This window comes from Acinetobacter sp. RRD8, from assembly GCF_031844225.1.
Classification (GTDB): Bacteria; Pseudomonadota; Gammaproteobacteria; order Pseudomonadales; family Moraxellaceae; genus Acinetobacter.
In genome coordinates this window covers 157,425-174,921 of sequence record NZ_JAUZUU010000004.1, presented here as the reverse complement: position 1 = coordinate 174,921, position 17,497 = coordinate 157,425, and the positions used below count along the sequence as shown (strand labels likewise).

17 protein-coding genes are annotated in these 17,497 nt (G+C 43.2%); 9 read left to right on the top strand and 8 right to left on the bottom strand.

Features of this window, described 5'->3' with window-relative positions; all coding sequences use genetic code 11:
* Nucleotides 1-7: 7 nt before the first annotated feature.
* Complete coding sequence (gene dapC, locus Q9R24_RS06415) at nucleotides 8-1,177, top strand: succinyldiaminopimelate transaminase (RefSeq protein WP_311203904.1); 1,170 nt, start codon at nucleotides 8-10, stop codon at nucleotides 1,175-1,177.
* A 102-nt stretch (nucleotides 1,178-1,279) separates the two neighbouring features.
* On the opposite strand, the gene Q9R24_RS06410 is transcribed toward dapC, so the two are convergent.
* Nucleotides 1,280-1,756 (bottom strand): glutathione peroxidase, encoded by a 477-nt coding sequence (locus Q9R24_RS06410; RefSeq protein ID WP_004278946.1) that lies wholly within the window; start codon nucleotides 1,754-1,756, stop codon nucleotides 1,280-1,282.
* A complete protein-coding gene (gene msrB / locus Q9R24_RS06405; RefSeq protein WP_004645533.1) occupies nucleotides 1,753-2,172 on the bottom strand; it encodes a peptide-methionine (R)-S-oxide reductase MsrB in 420 nt (139 codons plus the stop codon). Before msrB ends, Q9R24_RS06410 begins: the two co-directional genes overlap by 4 nt.
* Before the next feature lie 229 nt (nucleotides 2,173-2,401).
* Between msrB and Q9R24_RS06400 the strand changes: the two genes are divergently transcribed.
* On the top strand, nucleotides 2,402-3,832 hold the full coding sequence (locus tag Q9R24_RS06400; RefSeq protein ID WP_180038730.1) for a pyridoxal phosphate-dependent aminotransferase: 1,431 nt from the start codon (nucleotides 2,402-2,404) through the stop codon (nucleotides 3,830-3,832).
* Nucleotides 3,833-4,044: 212 nt separating this feature from the next.
* Nucleotides 4,045-5,256: a YbfB/YjiJ family MFS transporter gene (locus Q9R24_RS06395; protein ID WP_005106518.1), complete on the top strand. Its 1,212-nt coding sequence runs from the start codon at nucleotides 4,045-4,047 to the stop codon at nucleotides 5,254-5,256.
* On the opposite strand, the gene Q9R24_RS06390 is transcribed toward Q9R24_RS06395, so the two are convergent.
* From Q9R24_RS06390 to icd, 3 genes are all read right to left on the bottom strand, one after another.
* Nucleotides 5,235-5,792 carry a M23 family metallopeptidase gene (locus tag Q9R24_RS06390; protein ID WP_004278950.1) on the bottom strand — a complete coding sequence of 186 codons (558 nt, stop codon included), beginning with the start codon at nucleotides 5,790-5,792 and terminating at the stop codon, nucleotides 5,235-5,237. The two genes, Q9R24_RS06395 and Q9R24_RS06390, sit on opposite strands and share 22 nt — an antisense overlap.
* A 143-nt stretch (nucleotides 5,793-5,935) precedes the next feature.
* Nucleotides 5,936-6,067 carry a hypothetical protein gene (locus Q9R24_RS06385; RefSeq protein WP_004645538.1) on the bottom strand — a complete coding sequence of 44 codons (132 nt, stop codon included), beginning with the start codon at nucleotides 6,065-6,067 and terminating at the stop codon, nucleotides 5,936-5,938.
* 301 nt (nucleotides 6,068-6,368) lie between these two features.
* Entirely contained in the window at nucleotides 6,369-7,625 is a 1,257-nt protein-coding gene (icd, locus tag Q9R24_RS06380) for an NADP-dependent isocitrate dehydrogenase (protein WP_311203905.1), read from the bottom strand.
* A 194-nt stretch (nucleotides 7,626-7,819) separates the two neighbouring features.
* On the opposite strand from icd, the gene Q9R24_RS06375 reads away from it, so the two are divergent.
* Entirely contained in the window at nucleotides 7,820-8,608 is a 789-nt protein-coding gene (locus Q9R24_RS06375; protein ID WP_004645540.1) for an rRNA large subunit pseudouridine synthase E, read from the top strand.
* Between the two features lie 8 nt (nucleotides 8,609-8,616).
* Here the strand turns inward: Q9R24_RS06375 and Q9R24_RS06370 are convergent, their stop codons facing one another.
* Nucleotides 8,617-9,990, bottom strand: a complete 1,374-nt coding sequence (locus tag Q9R24_RS06370; protein ID WP_114541881.1) for a heavy metal sensor histidine kinase — start codon at nucleotides 9,988-9,990, stop codon at nucleotides 8,617-8,619.
* Nucleotides 9,987-10,658 (bottom strand): heavy metal response regulator transcription factor, encoded by a 672-nt coding sequence (locus tag Q9R24_RS06365; RefSeq protein ID WP_114541880.1) that lies wholly within the window; start codon nucleotides 10,656-10,658, stop codon nucleotides 9,987-9,989. Before Q9R24_RS06365 ends, Q9R24_RS06370 begins: the two co-directional genes overlap by 4 nt.
* A gap of 120 nt (nucleotides 10,659-10,778) precedes the next feature.
* Between Q9R24_RS06365 and Q9R24_RS06360 the strand changes: the two genes are divergently transcribed.
* A complete protein-coding gene (locus Q9R24_RS06360) occupies nucleotides 10,779-11,276 on the top strand; it encodes a heme-binding protein (RefSeq protein WP_114541879.1) in 498 nt (165 codons plus the stop codon).
* Between the two features lie 70 nt (nucleotides 11,277-11,346).
* Complete coding sequence (gene uraH / locus Q9R24_RS06355; RefSeq protein WP_064096644.1) at nucleotides 11,347-11,745, top strand: hydroxyisourate hydrolase; 399 nt, start codon at nucleotides 11,347-11,349, stop codon at nucleotides 11,743-11,745.
* Nucleotides 11,746-12,128: 383 nt separating this feature from the next.
* Here uraH and Q9R24_RS06350 read toward each other — a convergent pair whose 3' ends face one another.
* Nucleotides 12,129-13,832 carry a M61 family peptidase gene (locus Q9R24_RS06350; protein WP_311203906.1) on the bottom strand — a complete coding sequence of 568 codons (1,704 nt, stop codon included), beginning with the start codon at nucleotides 13,830-13,832 and terminating at the stop codon, nucleotides 12,129-12,131.
* Between the two features lie 175 nt (nucleotides 13,833-14,007).
* Here Q9R24_RS06350 and Q9R24_RS06345 point away from each other — a divergent pair, with 175 nt between their 5' ends.
* The 3 genes from Q9R24_RS06345 (at nucleotide 14,008) to slyD (ending at nucleotide 17,469) form a co-directional block, all read left to right on the top strand.
* Nucleotides 14,008-15,321 (top strand): D-alanyl-D-alanine carboxypeptidase PBP6B, encoded by a 1,314-nt coding sequence (locus Q9R24_RS06345; protein ID WP_311203907.1) that lies wholly within the window; start codon nucleotides 14,008-14,010, stop codon nucleotides 15,319-15,321.
* Between the two features lie 242 nt (nucleotides 15,322-15,563).
* Complete coding sequence (locus tag Q9R24_RS06340) at nucleotides 15,564-16,850, top strand: NAD(P)/FAD-dependent oxidoreductase (protein ID WP_311203908.1); 1,287 nt, start codon at nucleotides 15,564-15,566, stop codon at nucleotides 16,848-16,850.
* A gap of 136 nt (nucleotides 16,851-16,986) precedes the next feature.
* Nucleotides 16,987-17,469, top strand: a complete 483-nt coding sequence (gene slyD / locus Q9R24_RS06335) for a peptidylprolyl isomerase (protein ID WP_004278960.1) — start codon at nucleotides 16,987-16,989, stop codon at nucleotides 17,467-17,469.
* The last annotated feature ends 28 nt before the right edge of the window (nucleotides 17,470-17,497 follow it).

The window sequence follows — 17,497 nt, the reverse complement described above, 5'->3', positions numbered from 1 at the left end:
CTTATTCATGAACTCTAGCTTGTCTCTACTGCACCCTTATCCGTTTGAAAAGTTAAATCAGCTTTTTGCGGATATCCAGCCTGCAAATATGCCCTTAATTCCCCTGTCGATTGGTGAACCAAAGCATCCTGCACCGGAGTTTGTGAAACAAGCGATTATTGATAACTTTAAACATTTATCGACCTATCCAAACAGTAAAGGCCTGCCTGAGCTACGCGAAAGTATTGCCCAATGGCTGACACGCCGTTTTAAGCTCAATAGCATTAGTACAGACAGCAATATCCTGCCTGTTTCCGGTACGCGTGAAGCGATTTTCTCGTTTGTACAGGCTTTGGTGAATCGTGAAGATGCAACTTATGTGGTGATGCCAAATCCGTTTTATCAGATTTATGAAGGCGCAACACTGCTCGCAGGGGCCAAACCTTATTTCATCAACTGTACTGAGGAAAATAACTACCTTGGTGACTTTGATGCTGTTCCGGCAGAAGTCTGGGAAAAAACTGCACTGCTATTTGTCTGTACCCCGGGCAATCCAACCGGTGCAGTGCTGTCGAAAGAACAGTTTAAAAAACTGATTGCCCTGTCGGATCAATACAACTTTGTGATTGCTTCAGATGAATGTTATTCAGAACTCTGGTTTGATCAGGCACCCGTAGGTTTACTGGAAGTTTGTGCTGAAATCGGCCGGGATGACTATAAAAACTGTGTGGTGTTCCATTCACTGTCTAAACGCTCTAACCTCCCAGGCATGCGTTCAGGTTTTGTTGCCGGTGATGCCAGCCTGTTAAAACCTTATTTGCAATACCGTACTTACCACGGCGCAGCGATGCCGGTTCAGCACCAGTTAGCTTCAATTGCTGCCTGGGATGATGAAGCACATGTGGAAGAAAACCGGGTGCAATACCGTGCCAAGTTTGATTTATTCCAGAAAGAACTCGGTCATCTGCTGCCACTCAAAAAACCGGATGCAGGTTTCTATTACTGGTTAAAAGTCGACAATGATGAAGCCTTTGCCAAACGTTTGATGGAAGAAGCACATATTAAAGTTCTTCCGGGTCGTTATTTATCCCGCGATACCGAACAAGGTAATCCGGGTGAAAATCATGTGCGTTTAGCACTCGTAGCCGATCTGGCGCAATGTGAAGAAGTCATTCAACGCCTGAAAGCCATTCTCTAAGTTTAAGTCATCACTAAAAAACCCACTTTAGATAAGTGGGTTTTTTAATTAACATTAGATGAGCTCTATTTTTATTTCATACTGATAAAATAACACAGAGTCTTACAACACTTTGGCAATTTCATCCTCAAGATCTTCAGGCTTGGTGGTCGGAGCAAAACGGTTCAATACCTTGCCATCACGCCCGATCAGGAACTTGGTAAAATTCCATTTAATTCCATTGCCTAAAATACCTTTGGAATTATTAGTTAAATATCGAAAAATGGCGTGCGCTTCAGGGCCTTTGACATCCACCTTGGAAAACATCGGGAAAGATACCCCGTAATTCTTCTGGCAAAATTCACCAATCTGTTCATTGGAACCCGGATCCTGGCCGCCAAACTGGTTACATGGAAATCCCAAAATTTCCAGACCTTGATCTTTATATTTTTCGTAAAGTTTTTCTAATCCTGAAAACTGTGGGGTAAAACCACACTTACTCGCTGTATTGACGATCAAAAGCACCTTGCCTTCATAATCTGCAAGTGGCTTGCTTTTGCCATCTAACAATTCAGCTTCGAACTGATAAATGTTAGTCATGGATAGGTTTCCTCATCATTTTTTTCTTGTGTTTCTAAGTCCAAAGAAGCCGAGTTGACACAATAACGCAAACCGGTCGGTTCTGGGCCATCCGGGAAAACATGCCCTAAATGTGCGTCACAATGATGACAAACAATCTCAGTTCTGACCATTCCGTGTGAAGTATCAGGTAATTCTTCTACCACCGAACTGCTGACAGGACGGTAGAAACTTGGCCAGCCACAGCCGCTGTCATACTTGGTCTCCGACGAGAACAATGGCGTGCCGCAGCAACGACATACATAAGTGCCATCTTGCTTGGTATTCCAGTATTTTCCAGTAAATGCCGGCTCGGTTCCCTTCTCGCGCGTAATGCGAAACTCCTCAGGTGATAACTCTCTTTGCCATTCCCGGTCTGATTTATTGAGTTTTCCCATGATCACATACCTTTTTATCTTGCTATTTAAAATAGGATAATCCTATATTTACGTGATTCATTTTAAAAATTCTAGTCTTTATTCAACATTTTACAAAAGACATATAATGCCCAAAAAAAGCAAAAAGAAAGCAAATATAAAAATAAAAGTAAGCAATTTTTACATTAAATGTTTTTTAGTGAGCAAATTTAATGGTATTCTTAGCTCTAAATTTGCTCAGGATTAAAAAATGTCGCAAAAAAAGAGCGTAATTTTTAAAAATCTGCTGCCTGTGATCAAACAATATCAGCAGCTTGGATTTACGCATGAAAAAATTGTTGCACTACTTCGAGATGAACATGATCTCGATCTAGTCACAACTGAGACATTTAAAAGTTATTTATATCGTTATGCAAAAGTGACCTCCACTCCATCCGAGAACATCAAAATGCCGAACACTTTCCAATCCCCTCGCGAAATCAAGAAATCATCCAAGCTTGATCATGTTTGCTACGACATTCGCGGACCTGTGTTACGAGCGGCCATCGAGATGGAAGAAGCTGGTCACAAAATTATTAAATTAAATATTGGTAACCCTGCCCCATTCGGTTTTGAAGCACCACAAGAAATTATCAACGATGTGGCTTTAAACCTGCCGAATGCGATTGGCTACACGGATTCCAAAGGGATTTTCCCGGCGCGTAAGGCGATCTGTCAGTATTATCAGCAAAAAGGCATTCTAGATATGCACGTCAATGACGTCTATATCGGTAATGGTGTGTCTGAACTGATCGTGATGGCCATGCAGGGTCTGCTGGATGATGGCGATGAAATGCTGATTCCAATGCCAGATTATCCACTCTGGACGGCGGCAGTGAATCTATCTGGCGGTACAGCGATTCACTATAAATGTGATGAAGAAAATCACTGGTATCCAGATATTGCTGATATGGAAAGCAAAATCACGCCAAATACCCGTGGTATTGTGATTATTAACCCGAATAACCCGACCGGTTCGGTTTACCCACGTCATGTGTTGCAGCAAATCGTCGACTTGGCCAAGAAATATGACCTGATTTTATTTGCTGATGAAATCTACGACAAAATTATTTACGATGGAATCGAGCATGTTGCTGTAGCAGCTCTGGCTGGCGATCAGCTCTGTGTTTCGTTTAACGGTTTATCTAAAGCCTATCGTATTGCTGGTTTCCGTTCCGGCTGGATGGCCATTACCGGCGATAAAGCACGTGCCGCAGACTATATCGAAGGTTTGGATATGCTGGCATCGATGCGTTTGTGTGCCAACCATCAGGCTCAATATGCGATTCAGACTGCACTGGGCGGTTATCAGTCGATTAATGACCTAATTCGCCCAGGTGGGCGTTTATATGAACAGCGCAATATTGCCTGGGAAATGCTGAACGAGATTCCAGGTGTATCTTGTGTCAAGCCTGAAGGTGCAATGTACTGTTTCCCGAAACTGGATCCGAATGTGTATCCAATTCAGGACGATGAAAAACTGATGCTGGATTTGTTACGTGCAGAGAAAGTACTTTTGGTACAAGGTACAGGCTTTAACTGGCCGACACCGGATCATTTCCGTGTAGTATTCCTGCCGGCTGAAAATGAACTGCGTGAAGCCATTACCCGTGTTGGCCGTTTCCTGGCCAAGATGCGTTAACTCTTGAAATAGACAATATAAAAAACCGCGTTGAGACGCGGTTTTTTATTTCTCTGAAAAAATTCAGGCTTTTGACTGATGAAATCTTAAAAATCATACCGGTTTCTTTGAGCAAATTTCTGCATTCAATGGTTTCTTCTCAGGCAATTCCCCCTCAATCATGAAAATTCATGTTATTTTTTGAACAAATATAAAATTCTATGAGTACACGGATGTCCTCAAACACAATGAAGCTCAGCCTGTTTCTCTGCCTTAGTATGTGCTTGGGCATTGGTATTCTTCGTTTCTCTTATACTGCCCTGTTACCTGGCACACGCGAAGCCTTTGGCTGGAGTACAGATTTTGCCAGCCTCTTGGGCAGTGCCAATTTGCTGGGTTATTTGATCGGTGCATTTACTGCCATGCGCTTGCCTCAAGACCGCAGCATGAGTACCTATATTCAAATTTCAGCCTTCGCTGGCATGTTCAGCCTGATGTGTTGTGCATTTTCTGGTTTTTCTGAAGCTTGGTATATCGCTTGGCGTATTATTTCCGGGATCAGCGGTGGACTGATGATGATCTTATCGCCGAGTGTGGTTGCACAGTGCTGTGAACTTCAAGACCGTCTTAAAATCAACTTTATTGGTTTTAGCGGAATTGGAGTAGGGGTTTTAATTGCAACCCTGTTTCTGCCCTATCTGGATCAAATTTCCATACAGACGGCCTGGCTAATCTTATGTGGTTTTGCTTTGCTTATCTGTATCGTTTTAAGTTTTCTGATTCAGAAATTTAAGCCGTATTTGTCCGCACAAGCGCCTTCGGTTATCTCTACTCTATCTTTGAATAGCATCTTTTATAGTTTACTGACGGTCTACGCGTGTAGTGCATTCGCTTATATACCGCATTCACTCTTCTGGATTGATTATTTAAGCCAGCAGTTGGGATTGAGCTTGTTCTGGATTAATTTCAACTGGATTCTATATGGACTAGGTAGTGCTTTAGGCGCCTTGAGTGCTTATGCACTGGCCAGAAAATGGGGTAATTTTGTTGCCCTAAAAATTCTTTATAGTCTTTATATTGTGGCTATTTTTATTGCAACCCTAGATGCCAGCCCATTGCTTACTTTTAGCTCTTCCTTTTTTACCGGGATGCTAAATCCGGCTGTGGTGTTCCTGACCTCCTATACCATTTTGCAACTGTATGGACTGGCTTATAAAAAGCTCTGGAGTATTGCCACCTTGTGTTTTGCCTCGATTCAGCTAATCGGTGGGCTCAGTTTTAGTGCGCTGCAATATTTTGGATTGAGCTATCATCAACAGTTCATACTGGCCACATTTGTTCTTTTATTAGGAACGTTACAATTGTTCTGGTACACACGTCCTGTCAGACTCAAATCTGAACAACAAACTCTGCCAATTTCTGCTCATGGAGAAGGGACTAAATAAGGATAAGGATTGGTTGCTCCTTGCCCACCTAAATAAATCCCATAATGTAAATGCGGCGGGGTATTTTTGGCATTACCTGTATTCCCCACATAAGCGATGACTTCACCTGCCTCAACCCAGTCGCCTTCCTGAATATGTTCTGCATAGTCATCCAGATGTGCATAATAATGTTGGCTCATATTTGGACCGGTCACCCAGATGATTTTTCCACCCAGATTGTTGGTGCCAATCCTACGCACAATACCTGGGGTCGCGCTAAATACTGGCGTACCGCGTTTGGCAAAAATATCCGTCCCTTCGTGTTTACGACCGTCACTACGCGCTGCTCCCCAAGTATCATTAATCTGACCAACTCTGACGCCTTCAACCGGAATCTGTAGCGGAGCTTCTAACTGGGCTCTCTGTAATTGCCAATACAGATAAGGGCTTTTCCAACCTGCTGCTTCACCTGAAGGCGGTGGCTGACAGGCAGTTAGTAGAAAACCTATAGATAACAGTAAGCTTATAATCCGAAGAAATTTCACCAATATTCGCATTAAATTAAATAGATGACTTTTATCTTAATCACAACCGCCTAATTTAAAGTCACAATCCTGTTATTTTTAGTGATGATTTTATACAAGCATTCAAATAACAAAACCCTCAAATGAGGGTTTTGTTATTTTAGGTGGATAGGAGATTATCTACGTTTTTTAGCACGAGATGGTTTCGATGGTTGTTGCTGTTGTTGCTGTTGCTGCTCTTCATTCTGAGCATTGTCCTGCTTGTCTTTTTGTTGGACCTGCTTATGTCTCGCTTTAGCTTTAGCCATGATTTACTCCTTTGGAGAAACGTCTCTATATCACTGGAAGTTCCATTCATCACTGTAACGTTTATACAAAATAAGCCAATCGCTGAGCTGTATCCAAATACGTCAATGTAATACAGTGTTTACTAAGTTATTCAGCTTAGAACGAATCATTTCTAGGCTCATTACACTTCTTACATGATCTTGCAGCCTGATACTTATTTTAACGTTTAACCTTAAACCGTTCAGCCTTTGCTTCCCAATAAAGTGATAAAAAAACCCGCCGTAATTGCGGGTTTTTTTATTCATAAATTGCATCGCAATTTTAGGCATCCATATTAGCAATGATCGCTTCACCAAACTCAGAACAACGTAGCAAGGTCGCACCTGGCATCAGACGCTCGAAATCATAGGTCACCGTTTTTGCCGCAATCGCACCCGAAATCCCCTTGATGATCAGGTCGGCAGCTTCTGTCCATCCCATATCACGCAGCATCATTTCTGCAGACAGAATAATCGAACCTGGATTCACTTTATCCTGCCTGGCATATTTAGGCGCTGTGCCGTGGGTTGCTTCATAGACTGCAATCGAACCGCCAATATTGGCACCCGGTGCAATTCCAATCCCACCAACCTCCGCAGCCAGCGCATCAGAAATATAGTCACCATTTAAGTTGAGTGTCGCAATCACAGAATAATCCGCCGGGCGCATCAGGATTTGCTGCAAGAAGGCATCTGCAATAACATCTTTAATAATAATGTCTTTGCCTGTTCTTGGATTTTTGATTTTAACCCACGGACCACCATCTAAAAGCTCACCGCCGAAACGTTCCAATGCGACCTCATAGCCCCACTCTTTAAATGCTCCTTCGGTGTATTTCATGATATTGCCTTTGTGCACCAAGGTCACACTCGGCTTGTCATTTTCAATGGCGAACTGAATCGCTTTACGCACCAGACGCTGGCTACCTTCTTTGGAGACAGGTTTGATCCCGATCCCACAATTGTCTTCAAAGCGGATGTTGGTTACACCCATTTCTTCTTTCAAAAACTTGATAACCTTTTTCGCTTCCTGAGAATCTGCTTTCCATTCAATACCGGCATAAATATCTTCTGAATTCTCACGGAAGATCACCATATCGGTCAGTTCCGGATTATGTACTGGCGAAGGTACCCCTTCAAACCAGCGCACCGGACGTACACAGACATATAAATCCAGTTCCTGACGTAAAGCCACATTCAAGGAACGAATACCACCACCGACTGGCGTGGTCAGTGGACCTTTAATCGATATCACATAATCGCGCAGTGCTTCGAGAGTTTCTTCAGGCATATAGGTGCCGTAAATTTTGTCAGCTTTTTCACCGCAGTAGACTTCCATCCATTCGATGGAACGCTTCCCGGCGTATGCTTTTTGCACAGCAGCATCTACCACAGTTCGCATTGTTGGTGTAATATCTGCACCAATTCCATCCCCTTCGATAAATGGGATAATTGGATTATTTGGTACGTTGAGTGACAGGTCTGCATTAACGGTAATTTTGGTACCATCCACAGGTACTACGATTTTTTGATATCCCATTATTAGTATTCTCCCGGATGCCGCTGACAAATCTAAAATAATTGCCAATTAGGCAATACTTTCAACTGTTCTTAACGCATAATATTCTAATCCAGATTTGTTGTTTTTGAGATTTATACGGGAAATAACTAAATTTCCCTTTTAAATAAACCTCTACATTTTTTAAATTAATGTAATTATAGAAGTTATTTCCTATGAAAATCGTCATTCTAAACAAACCTTATGACGTCCTCTCCCAATTCCGTGCGGATGAAAAGCACCCAACCATGGCTGATTTTGTCAACGACAAAGATTTACGTCTTGCGGGTCGTTTGGACATGGACTCAGAAGGTCTGGTTTTCCTCACCGATCACGGTGGTCTCAACCAATATATCACCAATCCTGCCAATAAAAAGTTTAAAACTTATATGGTGCAAGTGGAAGGTGATGTGACCGAAGAAGCACTTGAACAGCTTCGTAAAGGCGTTGAACTGAAAGATGGCATGACGCTTCCTGCACGTGCTGAAAAAGTGTCTGAACCTGAATGGTTATGGGAGCGTAATCCTCCTGTACGTTTCCGTGCCTCTGTTCCAACATCTTGGGTTGAGATTTCGATCTGTGAAGGTCGTAACCGTCAAGTTCGTCGTATGACATCTGCTGTCGGCTTCCCTACACTGCGTTTGATCCGTACCAAAATTGGTGAGATTGATTTGGTTCGCATGGGATTGCAACCGGGTGAGACCAGAGAAATTGAACCCTTACTTTATCCGGACTTCCAGAATGTTCCTGCGGAAGAACCATACCGTTCACGTTCTTATGTGAAAAAGCCGGGTGGTACGGGCGGTAAGCCAATGGTTCGTAAAAATAAAGATGGTTCTGTGAAGAAGTCTGGAACCAAGCGTATCTGGCAAATGGATGAAAGTGAAAAGCCGAAACGTCGCACCAATGGTACTACTCGTCCAAATACCAAGGCACCACGTGGTCGCGGCCGGGGTCGTGGTTAAAGCCCAGCCTATTCATCAGGTAGTGACAGGCTAAACATCACGCCAGACGGCGTATTTTCTACAGTTGTTCCCCCCTGATGGAGCTGCATAATCGACTGCACAATGGCAAGGCCCAGACCACCCGTCTGGGCTTTTTCATGTCGGCTGTCATCTATCTGATAAAACCGGTCAAATAAATGCGGATGATGCTCATCTGCAACCCATACCTCTGGCGTCAGCACCGATATTTTGATGCGATGATTCAGTCGCTGTGCCGACACACTAATCTCACTCCCTGGCTGACCATAAGTAATGGCATTGCTGATCAGATTGGCAACAGCGCGCTGTAATAATGCGGTGCTGGCAGTTAGACTTAAATCTGCTGGAACATTAATTTTTAAATGCATCTGCTTTTCTTCGGCCAGAAAACTGAAGTACTCAAGTAATTCTTGCAGCATCTCATTCAGATTGAAATGCTGTTTTTCAACCGTAAATCCACCATGCTCTACCCGCGCGATAAACAGCATGCTTTCAATCATCTGGCTTAGGCGTTCATATTCTTCCAGGTTGGAATAGAGCAGATTTTCCAGTTCAGCAGGCTCGCGCGGTCGCGATAACAGAATCTGTGTCTGCCCGATTAGATTGTTTAATGGCGTGCGAAGTTCGTGCGAAATGTCCTCAGAAAAACGTGCCAACTGCTGATATGCAGACTGAATATTACCGAGCATATCGTTCATGGCCTGACTCAGCTCTTGCACCTCAAGCGTATTACTCTGAACATCAATGTGCTGATTGGGCTGCTGAATATTGACCTGTGCTGTCGCCAGCATCAGCTGACGCATTGACTTGAGAATATAGCGTCCAGCCAGCCAGGCCATAAAGGTCGAGAGCAATATACCAAGCAGACTATAGAGCACCAGTTTTGATAAATAGGTTGCCAGTGCCCTTTGTCCTTCTGCCAACTGTTTACCCGCTACCAGCTGGTAGCTGCGACCATCAAACTGCACCTGTTTAAAAGCCAGACGTGTTGAAGGATGTTCAGCCTGATTATTCTGAAACTGTAATTTGGAAGAATAATGCAATGCCGGAATATGAACCTGCAAAGGATTGATTTCGATCAGACGACTATTCTGATGCTGCAGCAGCAGTAAATTATCTTCCTGTCCCAGCATATTTTCATATAATTTGGGATGCTGGACCAGAAGTTTGAAACTCTGGGCATCTTCAAGAAAAATCTCAATCCGGGAAATACGCGCAGCCAGCGCCTGATCCTGCTGGGTCTGAATCATCTGTTGCATATTTTGATAAGACAGCAACGCCACACTCAGAAACACCACGCAAGACACCAGTGCAAATGCAATACTCAATCGTGTTGCCAACGGCAATAACACAGGGTTTTTCATGGATATTCATCTAGCTTATAACCCATGCCACGTACGGTATGGATCAGTTTTGGCGTGTAATGATCATCAATTTTGCTACGCAGCCTGCGAATAGCCACATCGACCACATTAGTATCAGTATTAAAATTGATATTCCAGACCATTGACGCAATCTGGCTCCGGGTCATCACCTGTCCCTGATGTTCCATTAACAATTGCAACAGCGCAAATTCTTTCTGGCTCAAGTCGATCTTTTGCCCATTACGGTAAACCTCATGCTTTAAGCGGTTCAATACCAGATCTGAAACCTGATAGGCCTCCTGCTCCAGACGCGGCACACGGCGCAACAGACTTTTAATTCGGGCCAGTAATTCAATATAGGAAAAAGGCTTGGTCAGATAATCATCAGCACCAAGCTCCAGTCCTTTCACCCGATCTAGCACATGATCACGTGCAGTGAGCATTAATACCGGAATCTGGCTAAAAGTTCGCAGGGTATGTAATACCTGCCAGCCGTCCAGGTCCGGCAGCATCACATCAAGCAGCACCAGATCAAAAGACTGTTGCTGCAAACACGATAATGCTCGCACGCCATTTTCTGCGATGGTCGTACTATAACCTGACTCATTCAGTCCTTTTGCCAGATATTCAGCAATCTTGACTTCATCTTCTACAATTAAAATATGCATGTCAGTAGTTTAGCTGTTTTTAGCTAGTTCTAGATTACAAATTGGTAATCTGATTGTCATGCTGTACTGGCGGATTTTTTTCTAAGATAGCCCCAGTAGCCAATTGCATGAAAGATAACCATGAAAATTTCAATCGCCAACACAAGCATGGCCTTGCTCAGCAGCGTATTACTACTCAGCTCACTGGCGCATGCAGAATTTAAAACGGCGCCAGTCATGTCGCTAGAAGTGGCAAAGCTCATGGCCAGCAACGTCATGCTTGCTTGCCAGAAACAGGCCAAGCCGGCGGCAGTCGTTATTCTGGATCAAGGTGGCAACCTGCTGGCCAGCCAGCGCCATGAATCTGTCGGCATTCACAACCTGATTGCAGCGGAACGGAAAGCTTTCACCGCGTATTCAACTAAAACCAGCACATTGGATTTTATGCGCAATGCCCAGAAAAATCCGGATGCACAGAATCTGAATAGCTTGCCTGAATTGCTATTACTGGGTGGTGGTGTCCCTGTCATTTACCAAAACCAGATTGTAGGCGCAGTAGGCGTCGCAGGTGCGGGCGGTTCAGTACAGGATCATCAATGTGCCAATAGCGGCATTCAAACCACCTTAAAGCAGCTTTGATATCTTTTAATTAGTAATTTTTTATTCCTTTGATTAAACATTATTCCGTCATTCCAACGAGGAACACAACATGAAAAAAATCTTAATCGCGACTCTTGCCACTACTGCAGCAACTCTTTCTTTTGCCCAGAATCCGCTGAGTGTACACGTGCTGAATCTGGAAAATGGCTTGCCTTCTCCAAATGTAGAAGTGACGCTGGAAACACAGAAAAATGGCAAATGGGTACAGCTTTCACAAGCAAGGACCAATCCTCAGGGTCGTATCACAGCACTGTACCCAGAGAATAAAACCTTTGATAAAGGAACCTACAAAGTGACTTTTAAAACTGGTGACTGGTTTAAAACCCAAAAGCAAAACAGCTTTTTCCCGGAAGTACCGGTGATTTTTGAAGTAGATGGCTCAGTCAATCACTATCATATCCCGCTGCTATTAAGCCCCTATGGTTATTCAACCTATCGCGGCAACTAAGCTCTCCCACTTAAGGCCCACCCTCTTTGGGCCTTCCTTTTTTTTCTTGTTATTCTTTTATTGAAATGCCATTTACGATTCATATTTAGTGATCTAAAAAATAAAATGTATTCAAAAAAGGAGATTTGTATTGGATCAGCAAGTTAACCGGATGTTTAATCAGGACCAAGATGTCTTTGCGATACATTGACTGCTATAGCAGAACGCAAAGCCAATAATGGTCGTACTAGCATTTTATGATATTCAAATGAGGAATCAGCATCATTAAATCGCAAGCTAAATTCAATGGAATTTCCTGACTGCTCATTAAATAAATATCATGTTGATATTTAGTCAATAAAAAAACCGATGCCTAAGCATCGGTTTTAAAGTTTGAAATTGAATTAAGCTTTAAGCCACTTTTCAGCTTTGGCCTGATCTTCAACTTTCAGTTCAACTTCGGTCAGTTCAGAACCCGCGGCTTGAACTTCAAAACTCATCAGCTCATCACGACGGAATGCATACACTGTAAAAGTACCTTGCTGTTTTGCATAGCTTTCAATGAGTTTGGTCGTTGCTTTTAAGCCATCAATTGCAATAATGACATCATTGGCAGAAAGGCCAGCGAGTACAGCAACCCCATCACGACGCGCAGATTGAACTAGAACACCTTCCGGCTTATCTACCAGTTTTAAACCGAATGGCAAAGACTTGTCATTTTTCAGGCTATAAGCCATACCAAACTCAGGGAATAGCTGATCGAGCGGCAATTCATCTGTGGTATTGATCAAGTGATTAATCTGTTCTGACCAATCATCTCCTGTCAATTCTTTACACAATTCAAAGATCGTCCGTTCATGCACCTGAACGCCTTTCTGGGCATTTCCATACAAACGGCGCATCAAAGCATCCAGACTTGAACCACGTAAACGCAGACCCAAATCCAGGCACAGTGCAACTAAACAACCTTTGTTGTAATAGCTGGTACCCGCATTATTCGAGTTTTCATCCTGACGATAGAATTTCACCCAGGCATCAAAACTGGATTCAGACACTGACTGAATCACACGTCCCGGATTTTGCAAATAGCGGTCAATCTGTGCTTTTAACAAAGCAATATACGATTCCTGATTAATCACGCCGCTGCGTAGCAAGATCAAATCGTCATAATACGAGGTGAAACCTTCAAAGATCCACAACAAAGAAGTATAGCCTTCTCTGTTTAAATCATAATTGACGAAGTTTTCAGGGCGAATGAATTTCACCAACCATGAATGGAAATATTCATGGCTACATAAGCCCAAGAAACGCTGATAATCTTTAGATGGCTCTTCTGGCTCATTGGCTTTCGGCAAGTCATCACGTGGTGAAATCAGGCTGGTAGAATTTGGATGCTCCAGACCGCCATAGCTATTGCCGGTTGCCATGGTCATAAAGGTATAGTCTGTAAACGGCGCCGAACCAAACATTGAAATTTCTGTAGCACAGATTTTTTCAATGTCCTGCTGCATACGCGCCGCATTCATCGCGTGTTTGCCTGACACCACAAACTCATGTGGAATACCATTTGCTTCAAAACTGAAACGGGTTTGTTCTGCCAGCTCAAATGGCGCATCAATCAGTTCGGCATAGTTTTTAGCTTTCAGGGTGAAACGGCCTTTGACCAGACTTTTAGCCTGCATTCCTGTTGCCAATTGAAAATGCTTCAATTCATCTGGCAGGAAGATTTCCAGTTCAATTTCTTTATTTTCCTGACCTTCCAGCCCCAGACATGCACAAGCCGGGTTCACGTAGAGACGATTTTGATCCACATATGCACCACGAACGGACAGGTCATAGGCATAGACATCATATTCAACTGTAATCAGTTCATGATCAGTATTGAATAAACGCCATTTATTTTTTTCAAATTTCTGGATCTGTAACTGGCGCCCATCTTCATCATAGGCTTGGACCGTTTCAATGTGCTTGGAAAACTCTCGAATCAGATAGCTGCCCGGAATCCAAGTCGGCAATGACAGGACTTGTGTCGGGTCCGCAAGAAAACGAACAGTCACGTGAATAAGATGCTGACGATAATCGTCAAATTCAATTTGATAATGCAACATAATGAACGATATAAAATTAAAATAAATGAGATATAGCTTAGCTTAGCATTTTTTAAGCCAGTATGGTTTAGCTGTCTTATTTGTCTACATTTACGACTAGCTATCTGTATAAAAAAGGCATAGCATGCGTGAAAATTAAATCGTTCAACACCCAGCGGGTTATCAAGGAACACCATTGAAATACATCATCTCACTGATTGCGGTTTTCAGTTTATTTATTTCTGCATTTTCACATGCTGCCCTACTCAATATTGTGCCTGAAAGCGTTGAAGCTGAAGCCTGGACCATTCTGGATTCACAGTCTGGTCAAGTCATTGCAGAGCACAATGCCGACGTTCAGCGTGCTCCGGCTTCGCTGACCAAAATGATGGTGGCTTATATTGCCTTAAAGGAAATTGAGGCCGGAAAATTAGATAAAAATGAAGTTTTAACCGCGACCTCTGTGGTGAAAACTGTGATGTGGGATGAGTCACAAATGTACCTGAAAGAAGGTGATCAGATTTCAGTCGATCAGCTTCTGGCGGGCTTAATTATCATGTCTGCCAATGATGCCGCGGTGACGCTGGCTGAGAAAATTTCGGGTGGTATTCCGCAGTTTGTTGAACGTATGAATCAGGAAGCCAAAGCACTGGGCATGCAACATACCAATTTCCAGAATCCGGCCGGTATTACCATGCCTGAGCATTATTCGACTGCCGCCGATTTGGCCAGACTGTCTATGGCGGTGGTGAATAAAACCCCGGATTATCTGTATTATTCAAAGCAGCCAAGCTTTACCTATAATCAGCATTTCCATCGTGCGACCAACCGTGTACTTCAGGTTGATCCTACAGTAGATGGTTTAAAAACCGGTTTTACCAGGGCGGCAGGCTATAACCTTGCGCTAACAGCCAATCGCGTCACAGCAGATTTTGAGATGCCGAATCGCCGTCTGATTGTGGTGGTACTGGGTACTAAAAGTGCCACAAAACGCGCTGAAGTATCACATAAGCTGATGAATCTCGCCTATACCTATACCCGCAATGAAGTAGCGATCAAAGATCAACAGCTCCTTGCTGAGTTGCCTGTGATTAAATCCACCTTAAAAATGTTTAAGGTGCAAACCAAGCAGCCGCAGATTATTACCACTTCTTTATATGATCAGGGCTACAGTATTGACCTAAACCAGTTTGATCAAACCCAACAGCGTGTCATGCTGAATACAGGTGATGGCGTTTTAAAAAGTATCGAGCCTTTACAGGAAACGCAAACTCATATCAATGTTGAAGTGAAAGCGTCTGAACTCATTGCACCTTTGGCGACCATGATGCCTTTGGCGACCATTCAGGTTTATCAGAATAATCAGTTGATTCGCACCATTCAAATTGAAGATCATGTCGAAATTGAAGAAGCCAACCTGTTTCAGAAATTCTTTAGCTGGCTACAAGGCTTATTCGGTTTATTTTCAGACAATACACCAAGCGTAAAGCTTTATCCTTTAGATAGATAATAGCGCTACATCTCAAGTAACTTCCCTTTAAGCTAGAAGATCTCCTCTCTGATCTTCTGGCAGATTTTCCTTTCTTCCTGCATCACGCCCTCAAGACAGGGAAACTTACCTGCCCTCACAGAATTGCTACGTTTTGTAATGTGTATAACAATTTTAATCAAGACGCGTTTTAGTGCATGCCATAGTATATTTTCTCTCTATTTCTCTTATTTTTATTAAAAAAATAAACAGGTTAATCATATATGACAGCACATAAAATCGTGATTGTGGGTGGTGGTGCCGGTGGTCTGGAACTGGCGACTCAGCTGGGTGAGAGCTTGGGTAAAAGCGGTAAAGCCCAGATTATTCTGGTCGATCAAAAACTGACACACATTTGGAAACCGCTGCTGCATGAAATTGCCGCAGGCACCTTAAATCCACATGAAGAAGAAACTAATTATTTTGCCCATTCAGCCGCACATCATTATGAATTTGTCTTGGGGACATTTACCGGTCTGGATCGTGAAGCGAAACAGATTGTGGTAGAAACAGAATATTTCTCCAAAAAAGCCCAAGCCAAGAAGAACCAGCGCATCGACTATGACACCCTGGTACTGGCCTTGGGTTCTACCTCGAATGACTTTAATACCGAAGGCGTCAAACAGTTCTGTCATTTTCTCGACAGCCGTCCACAAGCTGATATCTTTCAGCAGGATCTGTTGCATCTCTACTTGAATGCTCAACATGAAGCTTCGAGCCGTGAACTGAATATCGCGATTATTGGCGCCGGTGCAACCGGAGTAGAACTGGCAGCTGAACTGGTGGAAGCCAAACACAATTTCTTTAAATATGGCTTAAACAAGGTCGACCCAAATAAAGTCAAAATTACCCTGATTGAAGCGGCGGATCGTATTCTGACTGCACTCTCGTCGAAAGTCGCCGAACATACCATGCAACAGCTGGAAAAATTTGGCATTGAGGTTTTGACCAGTCACCGCGTGGCCAAGGTTGATGAAGACAAGATTTATTTTGCAGATGGCTCAAGTCTGGATGCCGAGATTAAAGTCTGGGCTGCAGGCATCAAAGCACCTGAAGTCTTGGCACAACTGCAAGATATGGAAAAAGACAATATTCACCGGTTGAAAGTCTACTCCACCCTGCAAACCAAATCTGATCCAGACATTTTTGCTTTTGGTGACTGTGCACACTGCCAGCCTGCTGCAGATGAACCAGTCTTGGGTCCACGTGCACAAGTGGCTAGCCAACAGGCCAATTTTCTGGCGAATGCCTTGAAAGCGCGTGTCAATGAAGAAAACTATTTACCGATGTTTAAATTTTCTGACAAAGGTTCACTGATTTCCTTAAGCCAGAATAAAGCCGTCGGCGAGTTGCTCGGTCAGGTGAATGTTCAAGGCTTTGTTGCCAAGTCAATGTACGTTTCTTTATACCGAATTCATCAGGCGACCATTCATGGTTATGCGCATGCCGGCATTCTGACTGCAAAAGATTTTGTTACACGAAAAATTTCTCCAAAGCTGAAATTGCATTGAAATTCCAGAATTTGGCCCAATCAATGAAAAAATCGTCAACAAAATTGTCAAATTGCGTTTTTTTGCTAATTTTAGTCTACAAAAATGCAATTTCACTTTATGATGTACCCTTAAAAAATTGAATGGATCAATTAACATGACTGCTATTGCAAATAACCTCGTGGTTTCTTTCCACTACACATTGACTAACGCAGAGGGTGAAACTCTCGACCAATCTCAAGGTGAACCACTTGCCTATTTGCACGGTGCAGGTAACATCATCCCAGGTTTAGAAAATGCGTTAGAAGGCAAAACTGTAGGTGAAAAATTCACTGTAAACGTTCCTGCTGCTGAAGGTTATGGCGAATACAACCCTGACCTAGTTCAAGAAGTTCCTGCGCAAATGTTCCAAGGCGTAGACAACATTCAGGCAGGTATGCAGTTCCAAGCTCAAACTGATGACGGCGTGCAAATCGTAACTGTTAAAGCAGTTGAAGGCGACAATGTTGTTGTTGATGCTAACTTCCCACTTGCTGGTCAAGACCTGACTTTCGAAGTTGAAATCGTATCTGTTCGTGAAGCTTCTCAAGAAGAATTAGATCACGGTCACGTACACGGTGTAGGCGGTCACCAGCACTAAGATCTTCTGATCTTGAGTGAAAAAAGGC

Bases quoted from the DNA above. Each gene is read 5' to 3' on its own strand.
- dapC (WP_311203904.1), top strand. From the start codon at position 8: ATGAACTCTAGCTTGTCTCTACTGCACCCTTATCCGTTTGAAAAGTTA.
- Q9R24_RS06410 (WP_004278946.1), bottom strand. From the start codon at position 1,756: ATGACTAACATTTATCAGTTCGAAGCTGAATTGTTAGATGGCAAAAGC.
- msrB (WP_004645533.1), bottom strand. From the start codon at position 2,172: ATGGGAAAACTCAATAAATCAGACCGGGAATGGCAAAGAGAGTTATCA.
- Q9R24_RS06400 (WP_180038730.1), top strand. From the start codon at position 2,402: ATGTCGCAAAAAAAGAGCGTAATTTTTAAAAATCTGCTGCCTGTGATC.
- Q9R24_RS06395 (WP_005106518.1), top strand. From the start codon at position 4,045: ATGTCCTCAAACACAATGAAGCTCAGCCTGTTTCTCTGCCTTAGTATG.
- Q9R24_RS06390 (WP_004278950.1), bottom strand. From the start codon at position 5,792: ATGCGAATATTGGTGAAATTTCTTCGGATTATAAGCTTACTGTTATCT.
- Q9R24_RS06385 (WP_004645538.1), bottom strand. From the start codon at position 6,067: ATGGCTAAAGCTAAAGCGAGACATAAGCAGGTCCAACAAAAAGACAAG.
- icd (WP_311203905.1), bottom strand. From the start codon at position 7,625: ATGGGATATCAAAAAATCGTAGTACCTGTGGATGGTACCAAAATTACC.
- Q9R24_RS06375 (WP_004645540.1), top strand. From the start codon at position 7,820: ATGAAAATCGTCATTCTAAACAAACCTTATGACGTCCTCTCCCAATTC.
- Q9R24_RS06370 (WP_114541881.1), bottom strand. From the start codon at position 9,990: ATGAAAAACCCTGTGTTATTGCCGTTGGCAACACGATTGAGTATTGCA.
- Q9R24_RS06365 (WP_114541880.1), bottom strand. From the start codon at position 10,658: ATGCATATTTTAATTGTAGAAGATGAAGTCAAGATTGCTGAATATCTG.
- Q9R24_RS06360 (WP_114541879.1), top strand. From the start codon at position 10,779: ATGAAAATTTCAATCGCCAACACAAGCATGGCCTTGCTCAGCAGCGTA.
- uraH (WP_064096644.1), top strand. From the start codon at position 11,347: ATGAAAAAAATCTTAATCGCGACTCTTGCCACTACTGCAGCAACTCTT.
- Q9R24_RS06350 (WP_311203906.1), bottom strand. From the start codon at position 13,832: ATGTTGCATTATCAAATTGAATTTGACGATTATCGTCAGCATCTTATT.
- Q9R24_RS06340 (WP_311203908.1), top strand. From the start codon at position 15,564: ATGACAGCACATAAAATCGTGATTGTGGGTGGTGGTGCCGGTGGTCTG.
- slyD (WP_004278960.1), top strand. From the start codon at position 16,987: ATGACTGCTATTGCAAATAACCTCGTGGTTTCTTTCCACTACACATTG.